Source organism: Bradyrhizobium sp. GCM10028915, assembly GCF_042666195.1.
In the GTDB taxonomy this organism is placed as follows: domain Bacteria; phylum Pseudomonadota; class Alphaproteobacteria; order Rhizobiales; family Xanthobacteraceae; genus Bradyrhizobium; species Bradyrhizobium canariense_D.
Genome location: NZ_JBHTFN010000070.1, coordinates 322,756 through 345,330, shown reverse-complemented (window position 1 = coordinate 345,330; position 22,575 = coordinate 322,756). Strand labels below are relative to the sequence as shown.

Below are 22,575 nucleotides of genomic sequence, written 5' to 3'. Positions count from 1 at the left end.
GAAGGATTTCCGGTTAGTAAAGTTAGAGCGGCTGCAAAGCGCAGGGAAACAAGTACTTATGCTTGATTCCGGTCCTCGATAGCACGAGGATCGGGTCCCCGATAGCGCGAGGGTTGCGGTCCTCGATAGCACGAGCTGATTCACAGGTTGTCCTCCGAATTTGGAATGAGTCCGCGCCGGCGCAGGCGTGCCGTTAAGGGAGCAACGAGCGTGGGCACGAAGTTCAGCCGCTCGGCACCGTTCGGGTCGCGCGTGAGCACGAGCTGATAGCCGGGCAATGTCTGACGCTCGACGATCTGGCGTATGTCGTAAGCAAAGTGCTTGAGCCGCGAGAGGGTGCCGGACTTGCCGTGGAGATGCACAAGGTCAAAGCTCCAGCCGCCGTCCTGCCGGGCACCGTGCTTGCGCACGAGGCGGTAGAGCCAGCGCTCGAGCCCGGCCGTCAGATGGAAATAGGCGCGGTCGATCGTCAGCACGAGTGCGTCATCAATAACGCCGGCGTAGAACCAATCCGGCAGGATCAGCTCGAGCCCAAATGGACGACCATTTGCATCGGCCGTCTCCTTCCACTCGTTGATCCAGGAGAAGCGGTGTCGCCGTCGTTCTGCCGGCTGACGGATCGAGGTCAGCACGGTCGTTGACTGAAGTCTGTCAAGACCAGCCTTCAAGCGGTCATAGTCACGTGCGCTGGTGCCGCGGCCAACAAACGTCAGAATTTCGTAAGGCATTGCAGCCATCAGGCGCGACGTCTTCAGGCCGGCGTCACGGGCTTCGACGATCTGGGAAGCAGCCCAGATGAGAACGTCTGCATCCCAAATCGTTGCCATGCCGTGCTCCGCCACGGCTTCGACACGAATTGCGATCGCACCGGCACGGAAATCGATCGGTACAATCCGCTTCGTTTTTGCAAGCGAGAAGAACGGGTAAGCCATGAGATCCTGCGCATCGCGGGGCGCGAGATCGCCGGGCAGCGCCCGAAAGAGTTCCAGCTGGTCGCGCTCGGAATGTTGTTTGCGCCGCATGGTCACTGCTCTCGCCCGCGATCAGCGACGTTCCTGGCCCGCATATGGGCGCAGCACCGGATGCTTCCTGGCCGGCAGCACGGTCCCCTTCCCGGGGTCAGACGTCGATGTCTTCGCGCCCAGGTCAGCCCAGGCTTTCAGATCGTCCAGAGCGTAGACGACGCGCCCGCCGATCTTCCGATACGTCGGCCCGGTGCCGTACGTGCGGTGCTTCTCGAGCGTGCGACCGGAGAGGCCAAGGTAGCGCGCAGCCTCCGGTGTTCGCAGGAATCGCGGAGGTAGACCGGTCATCGGATCGGGCATTTGAGAACTCCAAGAGGACAGCGCACCGCGGATGGCGGCGCCGGCGTGCGTGCGGTCATCATGGAGAAGTGCGATGTCGAAGGGGGATGCCGAAAATTGAGGGGGCGATTTTCGGCCACCCAGGAAGGGCGCTACTCGACCCTGCGCCTGGGCCGAAGCAGCTTGCGATAGCCTCCGCGCACAAATGCGAGGCCGCTTTGTACAAGGCGACGGGTTCGGCTGCGCAGATCGTGTGTTTTCCAGCCACGATCCGATATGCGCGGCTTGCCAAACAGAGCTTCTGCGATTTTGCGATAAGTCGCGCCGGCGAGATACGCGGCGACCGCGCGAAGGGCTGCGCACAGTCGTTCGCGCCGCTGTTTGGGAACGCGATGAAGCGGAGGTCCTGGCGTGTGTCCGTTCATCGCGCGCCACAGCCGCGTGGCGGCATGCGCGCGCGCCTCCAAATCGCCGTCAAATGGCAACTCGGCCGCATAGCGAGCGCCTGCGGTCAGCGGCTGTTTCGACCAGATGCGATGCTCCACCGAACCGATTTGCAGCACGGCATGCCAGCCGTCAGCGGCACGGCGCACCTGACCAGATGCAAGATCCAGCGGCGGCTGAGGCGTTGGGCTTTGACCAGGCGTTGAAGCGGTTACAGTGACCGGGACGACGGTCGGGAGAACCTCGGGCGCCCAAAAGATTGTCTGCTCGTGGAACGACCTCTGCGGGTCATGGGCGAAAGCAGAGGCCCCACCTCCTCCTGAATTCCTCAGTCACCGCACCATCTGAGTTGTTAGCGATGATCCCATCGTAGTCACGTTGGTAGTCCACGTTCATACGAAGACCTACCCAGGCGATTTCAGTGACCTCGGCATTCTCTAGGCTCTTAAACGAATCCGGTGATCGCCAGTCGAATTCAGGCATTGCTTCCGCCCCATTGCACGTAAGTAACAACGATTGCGGCGCAATAATTATGAACGATGGGGTTGTGGGAAGCCCCTCGTTTGGCACCACGTGGTGCACGAGAATGACCACCGGTTAGCGGGAGAAAAACGTTCTGGCTGCGAGCCTGTAGTCGGCGATTCTTTTCTATTTTGAGCCAGTACCGCGTAAGAGGCGTCCCTGCTCCGTTACCCATTTGGCGCGCGCAAGATGACTCTGATATGCGCTCTGCGCGCGTTCCGGCTCTCGCTCCGGATCGATATGCAAGACGATTCGAGCGACCTCACGCCAGTCCGCCCCCTCGCCCTCCGCCTGTAGAAGGCGAATGTACGTGACGACATGCTGTTCGTCGTAGGCCGTAAGCACCGGGTCATTCGGCGCACAGTCCGCCACGTCTGGATCGAGGGAGGGTTTCTGCATCATACCAGCTTTAAAACTCCCAGAAACTACGTCATGGTTTGGTCGCAATCCAGACCTCCGTTGCCCGTTAGACTCCTGGATGATCTTTCAGTAGGCAGCCAATTTCAGTAGGCAGCCAAGGGCGGCCGCGCTCATAGCATCGCGACAATGGATAGCATGTCTTGACACGAATAGGAACGATCGTTCCTAGAACGGTCGTTCCGGCTCAGTTCCCATATCGCCATGGATCTCAAAGAGATCATGGCTGTGAACCTGCGTCGGAAACGCCACGATCTACAAATGACGCAGGAGGAGCTGGCCGAGCGCGCGGGTTTAAGCGCGCGTTACGTCGGCGCTATCGAGCGCGGCGATGTATCGGCAAGCGTCACCGTGCTCGGGCAAATTGCTGAAGCTTTGGGGGTCGAACCGGGAGACCTGCTCAAAAAGGTTGCGCGGCTTAGCAGATCGTAAGCTGGCTCAGGTCAGCGCGCCCCGCCCGGCGGACCGGACGGGGCTTGGTGGGGCGCTCTTACTCGCCGTTCTTGCGCGGCCGCGACCAGAGCAAGGTGTAGCCTTCACCGCCTTCGTCATCGAACAGGCTCGAGTAGATCGGCGCGTTGAAGGAGGGGTCATCGAGCTTGAGCGAGAGGTAGTCGCGGCCTTCCTCCGAGCGCTTCGACCAAGCTGCCCCGATCTCCGCCCGGCCCACGTAGATGCGGTGGCTGGGAGCGTTGTCGTTTGAGCGGTTGGTCTCGGCGACGATGCGGACGCCCTTGGCTTGCAGGCTCAGGGTGACGATCTCGCCCTGGAAATCGTTGCCGACCTTCTTGAAAGAACCGATGTTAGCCATGTCACTTCTCCTGTTGTGTTTCGAGCCCGCGACCACCGCGGCCTCGATGGCGATCTAGAGGCCGAGGACGATCGGCGACGCACCCGCTCGCGGGCCGGAGCGCAGGGGAGGACGCCGTTGTTGCGACTTTCTTGCCTCGCGAGGAATGGGCGCAAGCCCAGGGGAAGAAAGTCGCATCAACGGCGTTGCGGCTCAGACGATCGAGGCGCAGCCGGTCTTCGGCCAGATCAAGCCATCAAAGAGGCCACGTGCGTCCGCGTGCTGAACCGCAACCTTGGGAGAAGATTTGGCGAATCTCGATTGTGCAGAACAAGAGGTCGGTACGGTTCGCCGCACAAAGAGAAACAATCTGCCGCAAAGGGCGGTATCGTCTCGGAACGAATGATCGAGCGCGGCGCGCCGTTCCACGCAACTATGTGGATCAGACAGAGATTGCTACGGCTTGCTTAGAGCGCTCCGACGAGAAGTGCGGTTACCTCTCGCTCAAGCTCGACGCCCCCTCGTTCAACGTGGTGCCCTGTGCGGTCTTGCTCGGCCGATGATGGCGACGAAGCCTCACCACTCGTGCGTCGCTGCTGGAAGAACTGGGCGAGCCGTATTCTCCAGCACCCCGACCGACTCCGACGGGCGGGTTCGCGAAAACAGTCAAACGCGCCTATGCCGTGCCGCTGATGCAAGCGGCGCCCAAACAAGCGAAGACGTGGCGCCAAGCCGACGACGGCACACCGATCTGCGATAGGGCGAACACCACATGATAGCCGGCGATTGCCGCAGGGACCGCGAATACGGTTGCGATGGCGACGCGCAAGGCCAAGGACCGAAAAAAGGCAACGGCGACCCGACCAGCGGCAAGCGTCAGCGCGCCCGAAGCAACTCCAATAAGCAGTGCGCCGAAGACGCCCGCGCCATCGCGAAATGCCAAAGTCCCGATACTGAGTGCGACGAAAAACGGCAAAGCGTACACCGCGAGCGCAAAGATCGCCCAGCAAAACAAACCGATACCGAGTGTGTTGAGAACAAGCCCAAAGGCAAGCATGGTGGTGGCTCCATGTGCATGGATTTATCAATCGCGCCTTCCACCACCAGCACGGCGCAGTTTTGGATGTAAAAACGAAACGAGGCGGAGTTGCGGCGTGCAACTCCACCTTGGCGTCTTCGAGGCGACGGCGCTCATGCGCCGCCGAACTTCCAGACGGGAATGCCGAGCCGCTTCGCCTTGTCGGCGAGATTGTCCTGAATTCCCGTGCCCGGGAAATGCATGACGCCGATTGGCAGGAGTTCGAGCATGGCGTCGTTGCGCTTGAAGGGGGCAGCCTTGGCATGTTTCGTCCAGTCAGGCTTGAAGGCGATCTGAGGTACCTTGCGGGTGGTCGCCCATTTGGAGGCGATCAGTTCGGCACCCTTGGGCGAGCCGCCATGGAGCAGGACCATGTCGGGATGCTTGACGTGAACCTTGTCGAGACGATCCCAGATCAGATGATGGTCATTGAAGTCGAGCCCACCGGTGAGTGCAATTTTCGGTCCTGGTGGCAACATGACCTCGGTCTCGGAACGACGCTTGGCGGCGATGAAGTCGCGGGAGTCGATCATTGCTGCGGTGAGGGTTCGGTGATTGACCAATGATCCCGACCGAGGACGCCAAGCTGAGCCGGTGTGGACCTCAAATCGCTCGATGGCCTGATCCCGGAACAGTTCCAGGCAGTTGCGGCGCTCGATCAGGGTGAGCCCTTCGGCCGTCAGGCGCTCGAGTTCGACCGACCGCACTTCCGAGCCATTCTGCTCGCGCTGGCTCTTATGCTGCGCCTGTTCGTTGTTATCGAGCTGCCGTTCGATGCGGTCGAGGGCACGATGGAACAGGTTGACAGTCGACCAGAGCAGATCGTCAAGGTCCGGCTCAAGTCGCGTGTCGTTCAGGGTCGCAACCAGGGCATCAAAGATGTCCGCTATGGCGCCGACGATCATCTTGCCCTCCGGGAGCGGTCTTGGATCGGGTTGGTCGTCGAAGGGTCCATAGCCGAACAGTTGTAATTCAGTGAGGATGTCGTCGGTCGGGGAAGAGGCATGCGGCGGTTCGATGTCGTCATGGTCGGTCATGGGAAGAGGTCCTTGCCGGATCGGCCGCGACCATCGCGGCCTTCGTGGCGATCCTCTGATGGCGGGCGGACCGGGCCAGCACCCGACAGGGCCGAAGCGGCAGCGGAGGATGGCGGAGGCCGGCTATTTTGCTTCGCGATGCAAAGCGCGCGGCCAACTGCATGATGTGTCTTCACATCGCTGGCGCGCGGCGGAAAATAGCCGGACGCAGCCATTGCCGGCCCGGGCCGGCTGCCGTCCGATCGCCCCCTAGAAGGCCGAGGTCGCGTCCTCTTCCGGTATTGGCCTCGCCTATGACCGGCCCATCAACGTCGATCGAAGACCCGGAGCTATTCCGCGGCCACCGTCGACGAATGGAGGAAGCGAACGATATCCTCTGGCACAAGCTGAAACCGCAGCGCTGCTCGGAGGGCCTGGAGACCGAAGACTTGCAGATCTTCGTTGAAGTCGCCCATCCGGGGCGACAGCACGACCACTTCAATGCCGGCGTCTGCTGCGCGCTGGCTGAGAGTTGCCACCACCGCACCACCGGCGGCATCGGCATCGCGCGCAATGTAGAGCCGGCGCAGGCTAGACGCCAGCGTCATGGCGGAAAGGTGATTAGCCGAAAGCGCGGCCGCCATCGGCATAGTCGGCAGCAGGTAGCGTAGCGAAAGCATGGTCTCGATACCTTCGCCGGCAGCGAGCACGTCATCCGCCAGGCCGAACCGAACGGCGTTACCGAGCAGATCGCCCATCGCGCGTCGTGGGGTATCGATCGGAGCCTTACCGAGCCGCACGCGATCAAAGCCGTCCGGATCGAGCCAGGTGCGGTGCACGCCGGTGATCCGACCATCGAGATCCGTGACGCCGGCAATCATTGCCGGCCAGGTTTCGGTCGGCAGATGGTCGTCCGGCCGATAGTAGCAGCGTGGATGGAAGCGCAGACTGCCGCCATGGTGGATGCGGGTTATGCCGCGGCCCTGCAAATAAGCCTCGGCAATGGTCCCCTCGATCGGGCGGGATATCGCAAAGAGCCGACGGGCGGCTTCCTGCGATCCGGGCGGTACGACTGAGGGAATAGGTCTTGGGGCCGGCTTCTGCTCAGAGCGAGGCAGGTTCAAAAAGCGCCTCGCCTCCTCGGCGACCTCACGAAAGTCTCGCAAAGCCAGCGTTTCGCGGATGATATCGAGGAGATCACCATGCGCGCCGGTTGCGGCATCGGTCCACTTGCCCGCCGCTCCCTTCGGCGATTCCTGGAGCCGTACAAACAATGAGCGGCCCGGGTTGTTGTGGACGTCGCCGACCACCCAATACCGCCCCGCCCGCTTGCCATTGGAGAGATAGTGTCGGCATACCGCCTCCGCCTCTCGCGCGAGGCGGCGTGCCAGTTCGCAAGGTTGGCGGGACATCAGGCCGCCTCCTGCCAAAGGACACCTTCGGCTGGATGCCGGTCGCGTACCTTCGACAGCATCTCTATGCCACTTGCGACCGTTCGCACGAACATGCGGAGATTACAGAAGATGATCTCTCCAAAGTGCCCGTAACCTCGCAAGATCTTGCGCATCTTGGCATGGGATCCCGACACTTCGATGTGCTTTCCACGGGTCACTCCGACATCGGCCGACGTGATCTTTTGGACAGCTTTTGGCATGCTGATTCTCCACGACGGGCAGCCGGGAGCCTCTCTCTCGGCCTCCAACCCGTCACGGAAACGACCCTGCCCCTCTTACTCTTGTGCCCGCGGCCACCGAGCAGAGCCTTACGTCGCCTGCTGGTCCTCCCTCGGCATGTCGCCGACGGGTTCTGGGAGAAAGCCAAGCAGATAATCGGCAACCTTGCTGGCCTTGGAAGCAGCCCGGACAATGGCACGTTTGTCCTCGCGCAAGACTTCAAGCCATGAGCCGATATAGTCGGCATGCCGCACCGTCGGCACGATGCCGAGCGAGGCGCAACTGAACGCAGACGAGATTTCCGCAACCAGCTCCTCAAAGGCATACTTCTTGGTACCGTAGCTGCCTGACAGGTCACGGTTGAGACGCGATGGATGGCCACTGGCATGCGCCAGCTCGTGGAGGGCCGTTCGATGCCAATTGATTGGTTCAAAATAGGCCTGCGGAGGCGGCACCTGCACATAATCTTCCGTCGGCATATAGAAGGCACGGTTGCCGCCGATGCGGAAGTCGATGCCGGTCGCCTTGATCAGGTATTCGACCTGCGGCTCGATCAGGCCTGGCGGCGGAGGCGGCGCCGTTGTTGCGATCTCTGGAGGCAGGCCGCCGCATTGATCGCTGTTGAAGACTGTGAACTGCTTGAGGAACGGAATAGCCTGAGCTTCCTCTCCGGCCTCATGTGCGCGGCGCTTTTCGCAGGCAGGCACAAAGCGGTCGGCATAGACGACGGTCGTGCCGCGCTCGCCCTTGCGGACGTGGCCACCGAGCGACAGCGCCTGGCGGAAGGTAAGCCAGCTCTGCCCTGTAAATCCCTGTTCGGTCACAGCACCCCATAGAATTAAAATGTTTATGCCGCTGTATTGGCGGCCGGACGCCGCACTCTTCGGCAAGGCCAGAGGCCCCTTCGCCGCCGCGGTGCCCCAAGGCTGCACCCACGGGACTCGGCCAGCCTCCAACTCGGCGATAATCTTGTTGGTGATGTCGTCGTAAAGGTTGGCCCGGTCCTTACCGATGCGCGCGTGAGGATAATGTCTGGACATCGCGGGTCTCCGCGACGGGGACCGCGAGCCTCTCTCGCAGCCTGTAACCCGTCATGGCAAAACCCGGCCGACACTCTGACTCTCTCCTCCTACTTGAGAGAATGCGAAATCTGTGACGCAGCCCGTCTTGCATCGTATCTTCATGGGAATTGAGTTGAGCTGCCGGGCCGCAGGCCCCACGAGGCGTGCGCCAGGGCGTATCGCCCTATGGAAAATGGCACCCGGAGAGCGTGAGCATAGCGACCCGAAGGGGCACGCGGGTCCGAGTGCAGCGACGAGACCGGTTCAATAGCGGCACCCGGGAACGGGGCAGTGATAGCGATCGCCGCAAGGCGAGCCCCTTTTCCGAGTGCCCCCGGCGAGGAGCTCCGCTATCCCTGCGCGAGGGATCGAAGCCGGATGGCCGAGACGCAGCGCGGCTCGGTTCACAAGAGCCCGTTGCGGCGCAGCCGCGCGCGCGCAAACGGGAGAACTCGCCAGGGCTTGACCAGAGGACCTCGTTTCGTCGCTTGAATTCGTCGGCGCGTCGAAAAGTCTTTTAGTCCTATTTACCCATCCAGGCGCAGTTCGGGCTGCATTCTGCCTTGCATCGTCCATCCGGCTCAAGCGCATCACGAGAGGCTTGCAGCTCACGGATATCTGCAACTATCAGTCCCAGTACGTGAGCAATTGAACCATTCGAGCAATGGCCAGCCGAGCAGTGCTCAGCCCAGCAACCATAGCCTGCTTAGTCCAACCCGCACGTTCAAATTCCGACGCTCGAAAGCGATCCGAAGGCTTCGATACAAGTCTCCCATCGGACTGTCGGATTGACTATTGATCTATCATCCACAGCAGCTGCCTGCCGGATACCGGCCCTGCCAACGGAGCGCCGCAACTGTTCCCTTTTTCTTTCGCGAGCAACATTGGGCTTTCTTGGAGAACTGCACACCAAAGGCTTCCTTTTCGCGCGCCAATCCGGCCTTTTCCCGCCCGGCCGCGCTTCGCAGTGGAGGAGGAAACTCTTTGGCCGTAAAACTCCGCTTAGTCCGCGATCCGAACTCTCGCTCGCCAACCAGGGGCGAAGAGCAATCTGGATCGACCAGATCCCGTCACGTTCGTCAGTGAAATCAGCACATGTACACCACGGGCATTCAGCAGTGAGATCAAACCGCCTAGTCTCGTCGCACACCGCACTACCTGCCCGCTACCCTCTCGCTGGAACCTGGCCCACGATGATGAGAGCGGACATGGCTGCCGCTTACCTTGACTTTGGAGACACAAGCGAACTCATGCGCGCGATCAGCCGAGGAGATTCCCCCCCGCCAATCGGCTTTCGCGGAACAGGGCGCCTGCGTCAGCCAGTTTGGTCAAAAGCGACCATGGATCACTTCGCAGCATCTATCGGAAAGGGAGATCTTAAGGAGGAGGAGGATCTTTTATGCCTGGTGTGATATCGCTTGAAACGGCACCGCGCCTGCCCCGTTATTGTCGCCGCAAAATATTGGCGAAGAATAGAATAGCCTACTATTTTGCACCCCCAACCTGGGCCCGTCGACAGGGCTGCGATTTAAACCCTGAAGCTCTAGGCTGCGATTACGCAAGTGCCGTCGAGCGGGTAGAGAAAGTCCTCCTGCCGGCGTTCGACAGTTGGCACTCACGGGGTCTAAGCGACATCATGCCGGCGACTATCGAACCCGGCACGTTCGATTGGCTCGTCGGCGTCTTCCAAGCTCACCAGAAGTGGACAGAAATCGAAAGCACTACACAGCGGCACTACACAAAAAGTCTCGCACTGTTCGCCAATCACGAGCTGAAAGATGGAAGTCGCGTTGGGTCTAAGCAGCTTTCCGATTTCACCAAAGCGTTCGTCGACGCAGTTTATGGAAAACTATTGGTCGTGACGAAAGTCAACAACAGTGGAGAGGTCGTCGTTCGCGAGCGCCGTCGCTATGTAACTATGGCTATGGGGGCCTGTCGCCGTGCTTGGTTCGTTGGTCAGCGTGCTCAAGAAAGGATCGTACCAGCGACCAACCCGTTTTCCCGGATGGGATTAAAATCTCATCCGCCTGGGCAGCCGATACGGCCCACACCGACCGCAACCTGGGATGAGCTCGTCGCCTTCAGAGCCGCCGCGATAAAGCTTGATTACCGCTCGATTGCAACAGCTGCTTTGTTGTCATGGGAGTGGCTGCAACGAGAGCAGCACGTGTTCGGCGCCTTCGACGTTTCGCATTATCGACCCCGCGAGCGGCCAAATAGCGTCAGAATCGTGCATCCGAAGAATGGAGAGGAGGCCTGGTGGCCGCTATCGGACGAAACCGGCACCCCTCTCTTTCCTGAACTCATGGAGGAACTCGACGAGATCAAGAGGACCACCCTCTCCGGTCTGGTATTCCGTCGTGATCATGCGCATCGTCAGTCGGCAATCCCGCTCCCATGGATTACCCCACGCAAGGATCTCCGCTATCTCCGTAGTGTGGTAAAAACCATCATCACAGAGGCTGGCCTACGTCAGGAGCTTTCTTTTCGGTCCTTCCGACACGGAGGATTTACCGAGGGCGCCGACAGCGATCTCACGGATGCAGAGTTGCGCGCGGCTGGTCGTCATAGATCAAGTCGCCAACTGCCAACCTACGCCAAGCGTACGGCCAGGCAGTTGATCATTGCCACAAAAAAGCGTCGCGAAGAGCGGACAAGATCTCTCCTTATCCGGCTAAACGCCAATCTCCCGTCGGAATAAAGGCACGTCGGCCTATGGCAGAACCGATGAATACGCTGAAAGAATCGCCTATTTTCCTGTCCACACTGGTTTGCGCTTCTCGCTGAACGCTTTCAGCCCTTCCTTGGCATCCTCGGTCATGGCAAGCAGCGCGATCTGGCTTTCGGTGTAGGCGATGCTCTCGTCGAACGACATCGAGGCGATGGCGCGCATCGCGTATTTGCCGCGACGGATCGCGGTCGGGGATTTGTCGACGATGCGGCCGATCAGCCAGTCGACCTTGGCATCCAGCTCGGCCGTGGGCACGACGTAGTTCAGCAGGCCTGCTGCCAATGCCGCTTTCGCGTCGAACGGCTCGCCGGTCAACGCCCATTCATTGACGAGGCGCGGTGGCGCGATCGACTGCAACAGGCTCAACACCTGCATCGGGAACACGCCGACCTTCACTTCCGGCAGACCGAAGATGACGTGATCGGCGGCGACGGCCATGTCGGTCATGCAGAGCAGGCCCATGCCGCCGGCCATGCAGACGCCACTGAGGCGCGCAATCGCGGGCTTGGTCGCGTTCTGCGACAAGCGCAGCAGATCGGCATAGTCGACATTCGGCTTCGAATGATCCATCGCGAAAGCCGCGCCGGAGTTCTGCAGATCCGCGCCGGCGCAGAACGCCTTGTCGCCAGCGCCCGTCAGCACGATGATTCGGACATCCCTGTCGTCATGCGCGTCGCGATAGCCGCGCGCGATGCCGGCGATGACCTCGCCATTCAGCGCATTGCGTTTCTCGGGCCGGTTGATGGTGATCCAGAGCGCCTGCCCGCGCTTCTCGGTGATCACGGCTGTGGTGTCGGTCATGGCGCGCTCGCTTCCTTGGGCTCTCCGTTTTGCAGCCATTTGCGGCAGCTCGGGCCAAAGGTGCAAGGGCAATTTGCGGCGCGGCGCCGCTTTAGCGTCTCGACACAAACTTGTAACGCGATCGAAGCGCATGTTGCGGATCAGGCCGCCACCGCTTTCCTGATCCAGACCTTGTTGTCGTGGAAAGCGGCGCCGCCGATCGGCGCGATGGTGTCCGCGCCCGTCAGCATGTTGATGCCGCGGTTACCGATATGGTTCTTGTTGGGATGAACGGACTCCGCGATCAGCACGCCGCGGCGCACGCCCTCGAACAGCGTGGCGATCAGCGTTGTCTCGCCGCGGGTGTTGCCGAGCGTCACGGCGTCGCCATGGGCGATGTCGAGCGCGGCCGCATCCAGGGGATGGATCATCACGCTCGCCTTGCCCTCGCGCGCCTGGGAGGACGGCGTCTCGTTGAAGGTCGTGTTGAGGAAGCTGCGCGACGGGCTCGTGGCAAGCCGGAACGGATGGGCCTGGTCGGAATGCTCGATCACCGCCCAATGGTCCGGCAGCGACGGCATCTTGTCGAAGTCACCCATCGTCTGGCCGAACGGCGGATGCGCCCAATCCGCTTTGAAATGGAATTTCCTGTCGGCATGGGCGAAGCCGTCGAGATAATGCGACGTGCGGAAGTCCGGCTGCAGGTCGCGCCAGAGATCGGCTTCGAGGCCGGCAATGTCGCCGTGGTCGCTCAGCTTCAGCGTCGCGTCGATCAACTCACGCGGCGTCAGCTCGAACCCTGGATGCCTGGCGCCAAGCCGCGGCGCCAGCGCCTGCAAAACCTCGTGGTTGGAGCGGCACTCGCCGGGCGGGTCGATCAGCTTCGGGCCGACCGAGATGTGCTGGTGCCCGCCACCGTAATAGAGATCGTCATGCTCCATGAACATCGTCGCCGGCAGCACGATGTCGGCCATCTCGGCCGTCTCGGTCATGAACTGCTCGTGCACCGCGACGAACAGATCCTCGCGCGCAAACCCCTGCCGCACCAGTGCCTGTTCCGGTGCCACCGTCATCGGGTTTGTGTTCTGGATCAGCAGCGCCTTGACCGGACCCTTGCCGTGCAGAGCCTTGGAATCGCCGGTCAGGATGCGGCCGATCTGCGACTGGTCGAGCGCGCGGATGGTCCGGTCGATGGCGTCATGGCCTTCGATGATGGATTCGTTGAAGTGCCACAGCGCGTAATTGTTGAAGAAGGCGCCGCCGCCTTCATATTGCCAGGCGCCGGTCACCGCGGGAATGCAGTTTGCAGCATGCATCTGCGCCGCACCGTTGCGCGAGCGGGTGAAGCCGTAACCGAGCCGGAAGAAGGTCCGCTTGGTCTCGCCGACCAATCTGGCAAAAGCCTCGATCTCCGCCACCGGCACGCCCGAGATCGCCGACGCCCATTCGGGCGTGCGCGTCTTCAGATGCGCCTCGAGCTCATCAGGGCAGTCGGTGTACTTGTCCATATAGGCGCGATCGGCATAGCCGTCGCGGAACAGGACGTGCATCACGCCGCAGGCGAACGCGCCGTCGGTGCCGGGCCGCAGGATGATCTTGATATCCGCCTGCTTCATGGTCTCGTTGTCGTAGATGTCGACGGCCGCGATCTTGGCGCCACGCTCCTTCCGGGCACGGGCGGCGTGCGTCATCACGTTGACCTGCGTGTTGACGGGGTTGGTGCCCCAGATCACCACCAGATCGGACAGCGCCATCTCGCGCGGATCGACGCCGGCGATCTTGCCGGTGCCGATCGCGAACCCGATGCGGCCGACATTGGCGCAGATGGTCTGATAGAACCGCGAATATTTCTTCACATGGGTGAGGCGGTTGAGACCGTCGCGCATCACCAGCCCCATTGTGCCGGCGTAATAATAGGGCCAGATTGACTCCGCGCCGAATTCGCGCTCGGCCTGGTTGAAGCGATCCGCAATCTCGTCCAGCGCCTCGTCCCAGCTGATCCGCGCGAACTGACCGGAGCCCTTCGGCCCGGTGCGGCGCATCGGATAGGTCACCCGATCGGGGTGATGGATGCGCTCGGCATAACGGGCGACCTTGGCGCAGACCACGCCGGCCGTATAGGTCTGCTTTTTCGAACCGCGGACACGACCGATGCTGCGCCCCTCGACCACCTCGATGTCGAGGGCACAGGCCGACGGGCAATCATGCGGACAGGTCGAATGGCGGATTTCGATCTTGGCGTGCTGGTTCATGTCCAATTTGGTAACACCAAAATACCTGTCAGCCGAGGGTATTTATCCGGCAACGCCCATGCGATTTGCTCAGACCGCGTGCGCCGCCGGTTCCTGCCGCGACCGCGAAGAGCGGCGCCGCCACACCGAAAACCGCAGGATATTCCAGGCACCATCGGCCTTGTGAGGCGTCGACAGTCCGCCTCCCCTGCCGCTACAGTGCTTACCAACAAGAACGACATCAGGGAGGTGGGTGTGACGGCCCGACAATTCATGCTGGCGCTGGCCGCCGGCCTGCTCAGCGCATGCTCCGCAGCCCCGTCCCTGGCGCAGGACTATCCCAACCACGCGGTCCGGATCGTCGTGCCCTTCGGCGCCGGCGGACCGGCCGATGTCGCGGCCCGGCAGATCGGCAATGCGCTCCAGGAGAGTTTTGGCCAGCCCTTCGTGATCGAGAACCGCACCGGCGCCGGCGGCGTCATCGGCACGGTCGAAGCGGCGAAGTCGCCCGCCGACGGCTACACGCTGTTGATGATGTCCAACACCCAGACCGCGAACGAATCGCTGTTGACGCCGGACAAGCGCAAATACGAGCTGATGCGCGACCTCGCGCCGATCGCACCGGTGAACTCTTCCGATCTCGTCATCGTGGTGAACCCGCAAGTCGCAGCGAAGACGCTGCAGGAGTTCGTCGCGCTCGCCAAGTCGCAGCCGGGCAAATTGAACTACGCCTCCTCCGGCCAGGGCACGCCCTATCACATGGCCGGCGAGCTGTTCAAAGCGATGGCCGGCATCGATCTCGTCCATGTCCCCTACCGCAACAGTGGCGAGGCCCGCAGTGGCGTGATCGGCGGGCAGGTGCAGATGATGATCGATGCGGTGCCGGCAATGGCGCCGAACATCGGCGAGAATCAGGTCCGCGCGCTCGCGACCACCGGCAAGCAGCGCTCAGCCGTGCTGCCGAATGTGCCGACAGCGATCGAGGCGGGTGTCGCAGGCTATGAAGCCACGATCTGGCTCGGCCTGATGGCTCCGGCCGGCACGCCGAAACCCGTGATCGACAAGCTCAATGCCGCCGTGAACGCAATGGTGAAGCGTCCCGACATCGTCAAGCTCTGGACTGCGCAGGGCGCGGTGCCCATGTCGATGACGCCGGAGCAATTCGACAAATTCCTGCGCGGCGACATCGAGAAATGGGCGGACGTCGTCAAGAAGTTCGACAAGTCCTGAGGCCGTAGCGCGACAATGCCGACCATTCAGTTCCAGCTCAACGGCACGGCGACGGCCGTCGAGACCGATCCGGATCAGACGCTGCTGGATGTGCTGCGCGGCCGGCTCGGCGTCACAAGTCCGCATTTCGGCTGCGGGGCCGGCGAGTGCGGCGCTTGCCATGTCATGGTCGGTGATCGCGCGATGGCCTCCTGCGACATGCCGATGTGGTCGGTCGCCAACAAGGAGGTCGTCACGGTGGAAGGCCTCGGCACCGCGGAGCAACCGCATCCGCTGCAACGCGCCTTTATCTCCGAGCAGGCGATGCAATGCGGCTATTGCGTATCGGGAATCCTGATCAGCGCGGCGGCGCTGCTGAAGCGCAATCCGTCGCCGACGGAGGCCGAGGTGAGAGCCGCGCTCGATCGCAATCTGTGCCGCTGCGGATCGCACAACCGCATGGTCCGCGCCGTGTTGCGGGCGGCCGCGGAGATGGCGACATCATGAGTGTGCCGTCCCCTGCCCCGACACTGCCGGTCAGCCTTGCGGCCAATCCCAAGCTGTCATCCTGGGTGAAGCTCATCGGCGAGGGCCGTGTGGCGATCTCGCCCGGCAAGGTCGAGATCGGACAGGGCATCGTCACGGCCCTGGCGCAGATCGCAGCCGACGAGCTCGACGTCGATATTGGTCGCATCGAGATGATCCGCGCCTCCACGGCGGCAAGCCCGAACGAGGGCGTCACCTCGGGCAGCCTTTCGATCCAGCAGTCGGGCCGCGCGCTGCGCCACGCCTGTGCCGAGGTGCGCCAGCGCTTCCTCGCCGCGGCATCCGAACGTCTCGGTGTCGATGCATCGCTGCTCGAGATCGATGACGGCACGATCTCGGGCCCCGGCAATGTCAGGACCAGCTATTGGGAGTTGGCCGGCGACGTTTCGCTCGACCGCGACGCCAATGCGGGCGCGACGGCGAAGATTGTCGCCAAGCGCACTGTGGCCGGACATTCGGTCCAGCGTTTCGACATTCCCGACAAGGTGTTGGCACGGGCGCGCTTTATCCATGACTGTCCGCTGCCGGACTTGCTGCACGGACGCGTGCTGCGGCCGGACATCTCGGGCGCCAGGCTGATCGCGCTCGACGAGACGGCGGCGAGAGCCGTTCCCGGGCTCGTCGCGATCGTCCGCGATGGCGGTTTTTCCGGCGTGGTCGCCGACAGCGAGGCAGCGGCGGAAGCCGCGCTGAAAGCCTTGCGCAAGGGCGGGACATGGTCGGCCGGCGAGCCGCTGCCCGATGAAAATGATCTGGCCGGGTTCTTGAAGAGCCAGCCGGTCGAGACCACCGTGATCGATGTCCGGACGACTGCGGCAACGATAAAGGAGGCTGCTCGCACCCTCCGCCGGCAATACATCCGTCCCTACATCGCGCACGCTTCGATCGCACCGTCCTGTGCGATGGCCCAATGGAACGGCGATCGCGTCCACGTCTGGACCCACAGCCAAGGCGTCTACCTGCTGCGCGCTGATCTTGCGATCGTGCTCGAGCTGCCGCCAGAAAACATCGTGGTCGAGCACATGGAAGGCGCGGGCTGCTACGGACACAATGCCGCTGACGATGTCGCGCTGGATGCCGTGCTGCTGGCGAAAGCTGCCGGCGGCCGTCCGGTGCGGGTGCAGTGGTCGCGCCACGACGAGATGTCCTATGCACCGTTTGGCGCGGCGATGGCGATCGAGATCGAGGCCGATCTCAATGCGGACAACGAGATCGTCGGCTGGCGCCATGCGATCTGGAGCAACGGCCACGCGGCGCGGCCGGGGCGCGCGGCGCAGCCCGCGCTGCTCGCCGCAACCGAGATTACGAACCCCTACCCGCGCTTGATCTCGACCAATCCGCCCCCAGCCAATGGCGGCGGCGGCGACCGCAACTCCGTTCCGCTCTACGACCTCAAGGCCTGGACGGTCACGAGTCACCGGCTGCTGACGATGCCGGTGCGGACCTCGGCGCTGCGCACACTCGGCGGACAAGGCAATGTGTTCGCGATCGAGTCCCTGCTCGACGAGGTCGCCGCCCTGCGCGGCGAAGACCCGATCGCGTTCCGCTTGCGCCATCTGCGCGACGAACGCGCGAAGGACGTCATCCGGGCCGCGGCACGACGCGCGCAGTGGAAACCGGAGAAGCAGGCTGGCATCGGTCATGGCGCGGGCTTCGCCCGCTACAAGAATACGGGGGCCTATTGCGCCGCCATTGCGGAGGTCGAAGGCACTGAAGACATCCGCGTCAAGCGGCTGACGCTGGCGGTCGATGTCGGCGAGGCCATCAACCCGGACGGCGTCATCAACCAGATCGAGGGCGGCGCGATCCAGGCGACGAGCTGGGTGCTGAAGGAGCGCGTCCGCTTCGACCGCACGCGCGTCACATCGACGTCCTGGACCGACTATCCCATCCTCACCTTCAGCGAGGTGCCAATGGTGGATGTCGAGATCGTGCAGCGGCCGGAGATCGAGCCCGTCGGCGCCGGCGAGGCCGCCCACGGCCCGGTGACGGCGGCGATCGCGAATGCCGTTTACGATTGCCTCGGCGTGCGCGTGCGCGACCTGCCGATCACCCGCGACAAGATCATTGCAGCCATGGAGCTGCCATCGTGACGACAGTGAGCATTTTGAGTGGAGGCGCGGCGCAAGGCCTGGTGCGCGGCCTCAGTGATCCCTTCAAGATGCAGACCGGCTTCGGCATCGACGGCGAGTTCGGCGCGGTCGGCATCATGGCCGACAAGCTGCGCACGGGAACGGCGGCCGATCTGGTGATCCTGACGCAGGCGCTGCTTGCAAAGCTTGCCGACGAGACGCTCGTCATCCTCTCCTCGATCTCGGATGTCGGGCGGGTCGAGACCGCGCTGGCGGTCCGCAGCCGCGATCCCAAGGTGACCGTGAAGACCGAAACTGACCTGCGCGAGGTGCTGCGCAGCGCCGATGCGATCTACGTCCCGGACACGAAAGCCTCGACCGCCGGACAGCACGTCGCAAAAGTGCTGGATCAGCTGGGCATCGCCTACGAGGTCGCCTCGCGCCTGAAAATCTTTCCGAACGGCGCGACCGCGATGCGGGAGCTTGCGGCATCCACCGCCGCGCATCCGATCGGCTGCACCCAGGCTACCGAGATTATCGCGACCGACGGCATCGCACTGTCAGGAGCGCTGCCGCCGGGCTGCGAGCTCGTGACGATGTACACGGCCGGCGTGACCACGCGGGCCGCACATCCACAAGAGGCGGCCACGCTGATCGCGTTGCTGACCGGCGCAGACCGCAAGGACCTGCGCCAGCGCGCCGGCTTCACCGGGTAGGTAAGCGCCCTACGTGTGCAACTGGGTGAGGCCGGTCGGCGGCCCGTCGACGGCAGTCCAGCCGCCATCGACGAACAGCGTGCTGCCGCTGACATAGCTCGCGGCGTCCGAGGCGAGATAGGCAACGGCGGTCGCGACCTCGTCGGCGCTGCTCCAGCGGTTGAACACGGTGTGGCCGGCGTAGAGATTGTAGATGTCGGGACGCTGCTTGAACGGGCCAGTCAGCGCGGTCTCGGCGATGCTCGGCGCGATCGCATTGACGCGCACGCCGGAGCGCCCAACCTCGGAGGCAAAGCCCTTCACCAGCAGGCCGATGGCCGCCTTGGTCGAGCCGTAGACGCCGAGGCCGGGCTCGATGGTCACCGCCCGCACCGAGGAGCAGGCAATGATGCTGCCGCCCTTCTGCTCGACCATGATGCGGCCGAAGGCCTGGAAGAACCAGACCGTGCCCTTGATGTTGAGGTTGAGGACGCGGTCGAGATCCTCCTCGGTGTAATCGAGGATGGTCTTGCGAATGTTGAGCCCCGGCGTCGTCACCGCGATGTCGAGCCGCGAAAATTTCTGCATCACGGTCTTGGCCAGCGCATTGACGTCCGCAGCGCTCGCGGCGTCACACGCAGCCGCCTCGGCCCAGCCGCCCTTCTCACGAATGCCGGCGGCAGTTGCTTCGGCGGCGTCAATCGCGCGATCGGCGCAGACGACACGGGCGCCGAGCCCGGCCAGCGCCTCGGCCGACGACTTGCCGATGCCCGAGGCGGCGCCGAGCACCACGGCCGTCTTGCCGGTGAGATCGAAGAGCTTGCGATAGTCAGTCACGGATAGATTCTCCTGTATTGCTGCTATCCCTTGTAGCCCATCAGCAGGCGGGGCAGCCACAGCGAGAAGGCGGGAACGTAGGTCACGAACATCAGAGCTGCGATGAGGGCGGCGTAGAACGGCAGGATGGTGCGCATCACCGCGCCCACCGAGATGCCGCCGATGGCGCAGCCCACGAACTGCGTGGTCCCGACCGGCGGGGTGTTCAGCCCGAGCGCGCAGTTGATCAGCATCAGCATGCCGAACTGCACCGGATCCATGCCGGCCTTCATCGCGATCGGCAGGAAGATCGGCGTGCAGATCAGGATGGTCGCTGCCATGTCCATGAACGTGCCCAGCACGAACAGGATGACGTTGATGAGCAGGAAGATGACCCAGGGCTGGGTCGAGACCTTGCTCATCATCTCGCCGGCGAAGTCGGCAACCTCGTAAAGCCCCATCAGATACTGGAACATGGTGGAGACGCCGATCAGCAGCAGCACCACGCCCGTCGTCTTCACCGCCTTGGCCGCAGCGCGCAGGAAGTTCGGCAAGGTCATGGTGCGGTAGATGAAGAACGTCAGCAGGATCGTATAGGTGACCGCGACGGCCGCGGATTCGGTGGCCGTGAACACACCGGACAGGATGCCCGCCAGGATGATGCCGACGATCAGAAGGCCGGGCAGAGCGGCCGCGAACGAGCGAAAAACCGCGGGCCAGCCCGGGAACTTGCCGGCCGGATAGCCTCGCTTCACCGCGACCGCGTAAGCGGCGACCAGCATGCACACCATCAGCACCAGGGCCGGCAGGAGCCCGGCGGCGATCAGCGCGCCGATCGAAACCTTGCCGCCGGCGGCGAGCGCATAGATGATCATGTTGTGGCTGGTCGGCATCAGCGCTCCGACCAGCGAGGCATGGGTGGTGACGTTGACGGCGTAGTCGGTGTCGAAACCTTCCTTCTTCATCATGGGGATCATCACCGCCCCCATCGCCGACACGTCGGCAACGGGCGAGCCGGAGACGCCGCCGAACAGCGTGCAGGCGACCACGTTCGACATGCCGAGCCCGCCGCGGATGTGTCCGACGAGATTCTTGGCAAGCTGCACGATCTTGTCGGCGACGCCGCCATGCAGCATCAGCTCACCGCTGAAGACGAAGAACGGGATGGCGAGGAAGGAGAAGATGTTCATCCCCGACATCATCTGCTGGAAGATGACCGCGACCGGCAGGCCTTCGTAGAGGATGGTGCAAATCGCCGAGAGGCCGATCGCGAAGGCGACCGGGACGCCGAGGACCAGGAAGCCGAAGAAAGTGGCGCCGAGGATGATCAGTTCCATGAGGGGACGACCTCTTCGCCGCGCAGGAGAGCGATGATGTGCTCGATTGAAAAGGAGACGATCAGGACGCCGGAGGCGATCAGCGGCACGTAGCGGATGACCTCGGGCAGCCCGAGATTGGGGATCTTCACGGTTCCGACCGAGGCTCCGAGGATCCAGCCGTTATAGGCCATCGCGACGCCGAAGCCGGCGACCAGGACGTGGATCACAAGCTCGATTTTCTCCCGCGCGCGATCCGGCAGCATCACCAGCAAACTATCCATGCCGATATGTCCGGCATCGCGCACACCGACGGCGGCGCCGATCAACGTGACATACAGGATAAGAACCAACGCAAGGTTCTCCGTCCAGGTCGGGCTGGAATTGAGCACGTAGCGTCCGAACACCTGGTAGAAGACGATGGTGACGATGACGAGCAGCCCGGTCACCGACAGATACATCCCTAGCCGGGCGACCGGAGCATTGATCCGGGACAGCAAGCCGGTGGACGGGCGTCCGGCAACGTCCAGTTCGTGGTCTGCGACGTGAGGGTCTGTCATCCAAGTCTCCTTGCAAGTCTCCTTGCGCGCGTCCAATGCGTCGGTCAGGCGTCGCCAGTCGGCAACGCCGGACCGACGCTATGGCCTTACTTCGTGTCCTGGATACGCTTGACGAGGCTCTTCAGCTTCTCGTCACCCGCGAACTTGTCGTACACCGGCTTCATCGCGTCGACGAATTCCGCCTTGTTGGCGATCGTCACGACCTGAACGCCGGCCGCTTCGACCGTCTTGCGGGAGGCCTGCTCGCGTTCGTCCCAGAGCTTGCGCATGACGGGCACCGATTCCTTGGCCGCCTTGCGGACCATCGCCTGGTCCTCCTTGCTCAGCGTGTCCCAGACCGTCTTGGACATCACGAGAACTTCGGGCGCCAGGGAGTGCTCGGTGACGTTGTAGAACTTGGCGGCCTCGAAGTGGCGCGAGGACTCGTAAGAGGGCCAGTTGTTCTCGGCAGCGTCCACCAGACCGGTCTTGAGAGCGGTATAGACCTCGCCATAGGGCATCGGGGTCGGATTGGCCCCGAGGCTCTGGATCATGCCGACCCACAGATCGGATTGCTGGACACGAATTTTCAGACCCTTGACGTCCGCGAGCGACTTGATCGGTGCCTTGACGGTGTAAATGGACCGGGCGCCGCTGTCGTAGTAGGCAAGGCCGATCAGGCCTGCGGGCGCCATGGCCGCCAGGATCTCGTCGCCGATCGGGCCGTCAAGGACAGTGCGCATGTGCTGCGTGTCCCGGAAGATGAAGGGCAGGCACAACGCGATGGTTTCCGGCACGAAGTTGTTCAAGGGCGATGCGTTGATCCGCATCATGTCGAGGGCGCCGATCTTGAGCTGCTCGATGGTGTCCTTCTCGGAGCCCAGCGCACCGTTGGGGAACACCTTCACGCCGAGCTTGCCGCCGCTCGCCGCGGCGAGCTGCTTGCCCATGAACTTGACGGCCTCGACGGTTGGATAATCGGCGGGATGGATGTCGGCGGAACGGAAATCGCGTGCGGTCGCCAAGGGGGCTGAGACCGCCAGCAGAGCGGCTGCGATGACGCCGGTGAGTATCTTCATCTGGGCTTCCTCCTGAGGTGATTATATCGTTGGGCAGATGCTGCGGGCCGCCTTGGGTCGCTCCACTTCCGGTGTGAAGTCAAGCGCCATCGTCGTCCCTAGGGCGCGCGGCATTCTCTGTCCAAGCCAAATCCGGCATCGATCAATGCTAGAGTTGCATCGATGGATCAGACCGGCTTTGGGCAGACAGCCGGCTCCTCGTCCAGTTTTTCCGAAATCATATGTCGTCTGGCGCGGCAAGCGTTCATGCGCGTTG

22 protein-coding genes and 1 pseudogene are annotated in these 22,575 nt (G+C 62.8%); 6 read left to right on the top strand and 17 right to left on the bottom strand.

Annotated elements, in window-relative coordinates; translation table 11 throughout:
• Positions 1–140: 140 nt before the first annotated feature.
• From ACFQX9_RS35150 to ACFQX9_RS35130, 5 genes are all read right to left on the bottom strand, one after another.
• Positions 141–1,022, bottom strand: coding sequence for a replication initiator protein A (locus tag ACFQX9_RS35150; protein WP_085393936.1), 882 nt, complete (start codon positions 1,020–1,022; stop codon positions 141–143).
• A gap of 21 nt (positions 1,023–1,043) precedes the next feature.
• On the bottom strand, positions 1,044–1,325 hold the full coding sequence (locus ACFQX9_RS35145) for a helix-turn-helix domain-containing protein (protein WP_317245985.1): 282 nt from the start codon (positions 1,323–1,325) through the stop codon (positions 1,044–1,046).
• Between the two features lie 131 nt (positions 1,326–1,456).
• Complete coding sequence (locus ACFQX9_RS35140) at positions 1,457–1,867, bottom strand: DUF2285 domain-containing protein (protein WP_377791793.1); 411 nt, start codon at positions 1,865–1,867, stop codon at positions 1,457–1,459.
• Positions 1,868–2,036: 169 nt separating this feature from the next.
• A complete protein-coding gene (locus ACFQX9_RS35135) occupies positions 2,037–2,231 on the bottom strand; it encodes a transcriptional regulator domain-containing protein (RefSeq protein ID WP_085393933.1) in 195 nt (64 codons plus the stop codon).
• Positions 2,232–2,396: 165 nt separating this feature from the next.
• Complete coding sequence (locus ACFQX9_RS35130) at positions 2,397–2,669, bottom strand: DUF2285 domain-containing protein (protein ID WP_377791855.1); 273 nt, start codon at positions 2,667–2,669, stop codon at positions 2,397–2,399.
• Between the two features lie 222 nt (positions 2,670–2,891).
• On the opposite strand from ACFQX9_RS35130, the gene ACFQX9_RS35125 reads away from it, so the two are divergent.
• Positions 2,892–3,119 (top strand): helix-turn-helix domain-containing protein, encoded by a 228-nt coding sequence (locus ACFQX9_RS35125; RefSeq protein ID WP_085393932.1) that lies wholly within the window; start codon positions 2,892–2,894, stop codon positions 3,117–3,119.
• Between the two features lie 58 nt (positions 3,120–3,177).
• Here ACFQX9_RS35125 and ACFQX9_RS35120 read toward each other — a convergent pair whose 3' ends face one another.
• The 6 genes and pseudogenes from ACFQX9_RS35120 to ACFQX9_RS35095 form a co-directional block, all read right to left on the bottom strand.
• The gene (locus tag ACFQX9_RS35120) at positions 3,178–3,498 is read right to left on the bottom strand and encodes a DUF736 domain-containing protein (protein WP_085393931.1); all 321 of its coding nucleotides are present in this window, start codon (positions 3,496–3,498) and stop codon (positions 3,178–3,180) included.
• A gap of 555 nt (positions 3,499–4,053) precedes the next feature.
• A pseudogene (locus ACFQX9_RS35115) lies at positions 4,054–4,534 on the bottom strand (hypothetical protein).
• 134 nt (positions 4,535–4,668) lie between these two features.
• A complete protein-coding gene (locus ACFQX9_RS35110) occupies positions 4,669–5,592 on the bottom strand; it encodes a DUF2493 domain-containing protein (RefSeq protein ID WP_377791792.1) in 924 nt (307 codons plus the stop codon).
• 329 nt (positions 5,593–5,921) lie between these two features.
• On the bottom strand, positions 5,922–6,983 hold the full coding sequence (locus tag ACFQX9_RS35105; RefSeq protein ID WP_085394632.1) for a toprim domain-containing protein: 1,062 nt from the start codon (positions 6,981–6,983) through the stop codon (positions 5,922–5,924).
• Entirely contained in the window at positions 6,983–7,225 is a 243-nt protein-coding gene (locus tag ACFQX9_RS35100) for a hypothetical protein (RefSeq protein WP_085394633.1), read from the bottom strand. The genes ACFQX9_RS35105 and ACFQX9_RS35100 overlap by 1 nt, the downstream gene beginning before the upstream one ends.
• 108 nt (positions 7,226–7,333) lie before the next feature.
• Positions 7,334–8,284 carry an ArdC family protein gene (locus ACFQX9_RS35095; RefSeq protein WP_377791791.1) on the bottom strand — a complete coding sequence of 317 codons (951 nt, stop codon included), beginning with the start codon at positions 8,282–8,284 and terminating at the stop codon, positions 7,334–7,336.
• Between the two features lie 1,657 nt (positions 8,285–9,941).
• Here ACFQX9_RS35095 and ACFQX9_RS35090 point away from each other — a divergent pair.
• Complete coding sequence (locus tag ACFQX9_RS35090; RefSeq protein ID WP_377791790.1) at positions 9,942–11,006, top strand: hypothetical protein; 1,065 nt, start codon at positions 9,942–9,944, stop codon at positions 11,004–11,006.
• A 48-nt stretch (positions 11,007–11,054) separates the two neighbouring features.
• On the opposite strand, the gene ACFQX9_RS35085 is transcribed toward ACFQX9_RS35090, so the two are convergent.
• Positions 11,055–11,837, bottom strand: coding sequence for an enoyl-CoA hydratase/isomerase family protein (locus ACFQX9_RS35085; protein ID WP_377791789.1), 783 nt, complete (start codon positions 11,835–11,837; stop codon positions 11,055–11,057).
• A 140-nt stretch (positions 11,838–11,977) separates the two neighbouring features.
• The gene (locus ACFQX9_RS35080) at positions 11,978–14,068 is read right to left on the bottom strand and encodes a molybdopterin-dependent oxidoreductase (RefSeq protein ID WP_377791788.1); all 2,091 of its coding nucleotides are present in this window, start codon (positions 14,066–14,068) and stop codon (positions 11,978–11,980) included.
• Positions 14,069–14,320: 252 nt separating this feature from the next.
• Here ACFQX9_RS35080 and ACFQX9_RS35075 point away from each other — a divergent pair, with 252 nt between their 5' ends.
• Genes ACFQX9_RS35075 through ACFQX9_RS35060 form a run of 4 tightly spaced genes read left to right on the top strand, consistent with a single transcriptional unit; the run spans position 14,321 to position 18,590 of the window.
• Positions 14,321–15,277, top strand: coding sequence for a tripartite tricarboxylate transporter substrate binding protein (locus ACFQX9_RS35075; RefSeq protein ID WP_198959230.1), 957 nt, complete (start codon positions 14,321–14,323; stop codon positions 15,275–15,277).
• A 15-nt stretch (positions 15,278–15,292) separates the two neighbouring features.
• Positions 15,293–15,763, top strand: coding sequence for a (2Fe-2S)-binding protein (locus ACFQX9_RS35070; protein ID WP_085394637.1), 471 nt, complete (start codon positions 15,293–15,295; stop codon positions 15,761–15,763).
• Positions 15,760–17,895, top strand: coding sequence for a molybdopterin cofactor-binding domain-containing protein (locus ACFQX9_RS35065; protein WP_377791787.1), 2,136 nt, complete (start codon positions 15,760–15,762; stop codon positions 17,893–17,895). The genes ACFQX9_RS35070 and ACFQX9_RS35065 overlap by 4 nt, the downstream gene beginning before the upstream one ends.
• The gene (locus tag ACFQX9_RS35060; protein ID WP_377791786.1) at positions 17,892–18,590 is read left to right on the top strand and encodes a molybdate ABC transporter substrate-binding protein; all 699 of its coding nucleotides are present in this window, start codon (positions 17,892–17,894) and stop codon (positions 18,588–18,590) included. Before ACFQX9_RS35065 ends, ACFQX9_RS35060 begins: the two co-directional genes overlap by 4 nt.
• Positions 18,591–18,599: 9 nt before the next feature.
• On the opposite strand, the gene ACFQX9_RS35055 is transcribed toward ACFQX9_RS35060, so the two are convergent.
• From ACFQX9_RS35055 to ACFQX9_RS35040, 4 genes are all read right to left on the bottom strand, one after another.
• A complete protein-coding gene (locus ACFQX9_RS35055; protein ID WP_085360076.1) occupies positions 18,600–19,406 on the bottom strand; it encodes an SDR family NAD(P)-dependent oxidoreductase in 807 nt (268 codons plus the stop codon).
• 23 nt (positions 19,407–19,429) lie between these two features.
• A complete protein-coding gene (locus ACFQX9_RS35050; RefSeq protein ID WP_018454806.1) occupies positions 19,430–20,722 on the bottom strand; it encodes a TRAP transporter large permease in 1,293 nt (430 codons plus the stop codon).
• The gene (locus tag ACFQX9_RS35045) at positions 20,713–21,261 is read right to left on the bottom strand and encodes a TRAP transporter small permease (RefSeq protein ID WP_026232817.1); all 549 of its coding nucleotides are present in this window, start codon (positions 21,259–21,261) and stop codon (positions 20,713–20,715) included. The genes ACFQX9_RS35050 and ACFQX9_RS35045 overlap by 10 nt, the downstream gene beginning before the upstream one ends.
• 86 nt (positions 21,262–21,347) lie before the next feature.
• The gene (locus ACFQX9_RS35040; protein ID WP_085349491.1) at positions 21,348–22,319 is read right to left on the bottom strand and encodes a TRAP transporter substrate-binding protein; all 972 of its coding nucleotides are present in this window, start codon (positions 22,317–22,319) and stop codon (positions 21,348–21,350) included.
• Positions 22,320–22,575 lie beyond the last annotated feature (256 nt).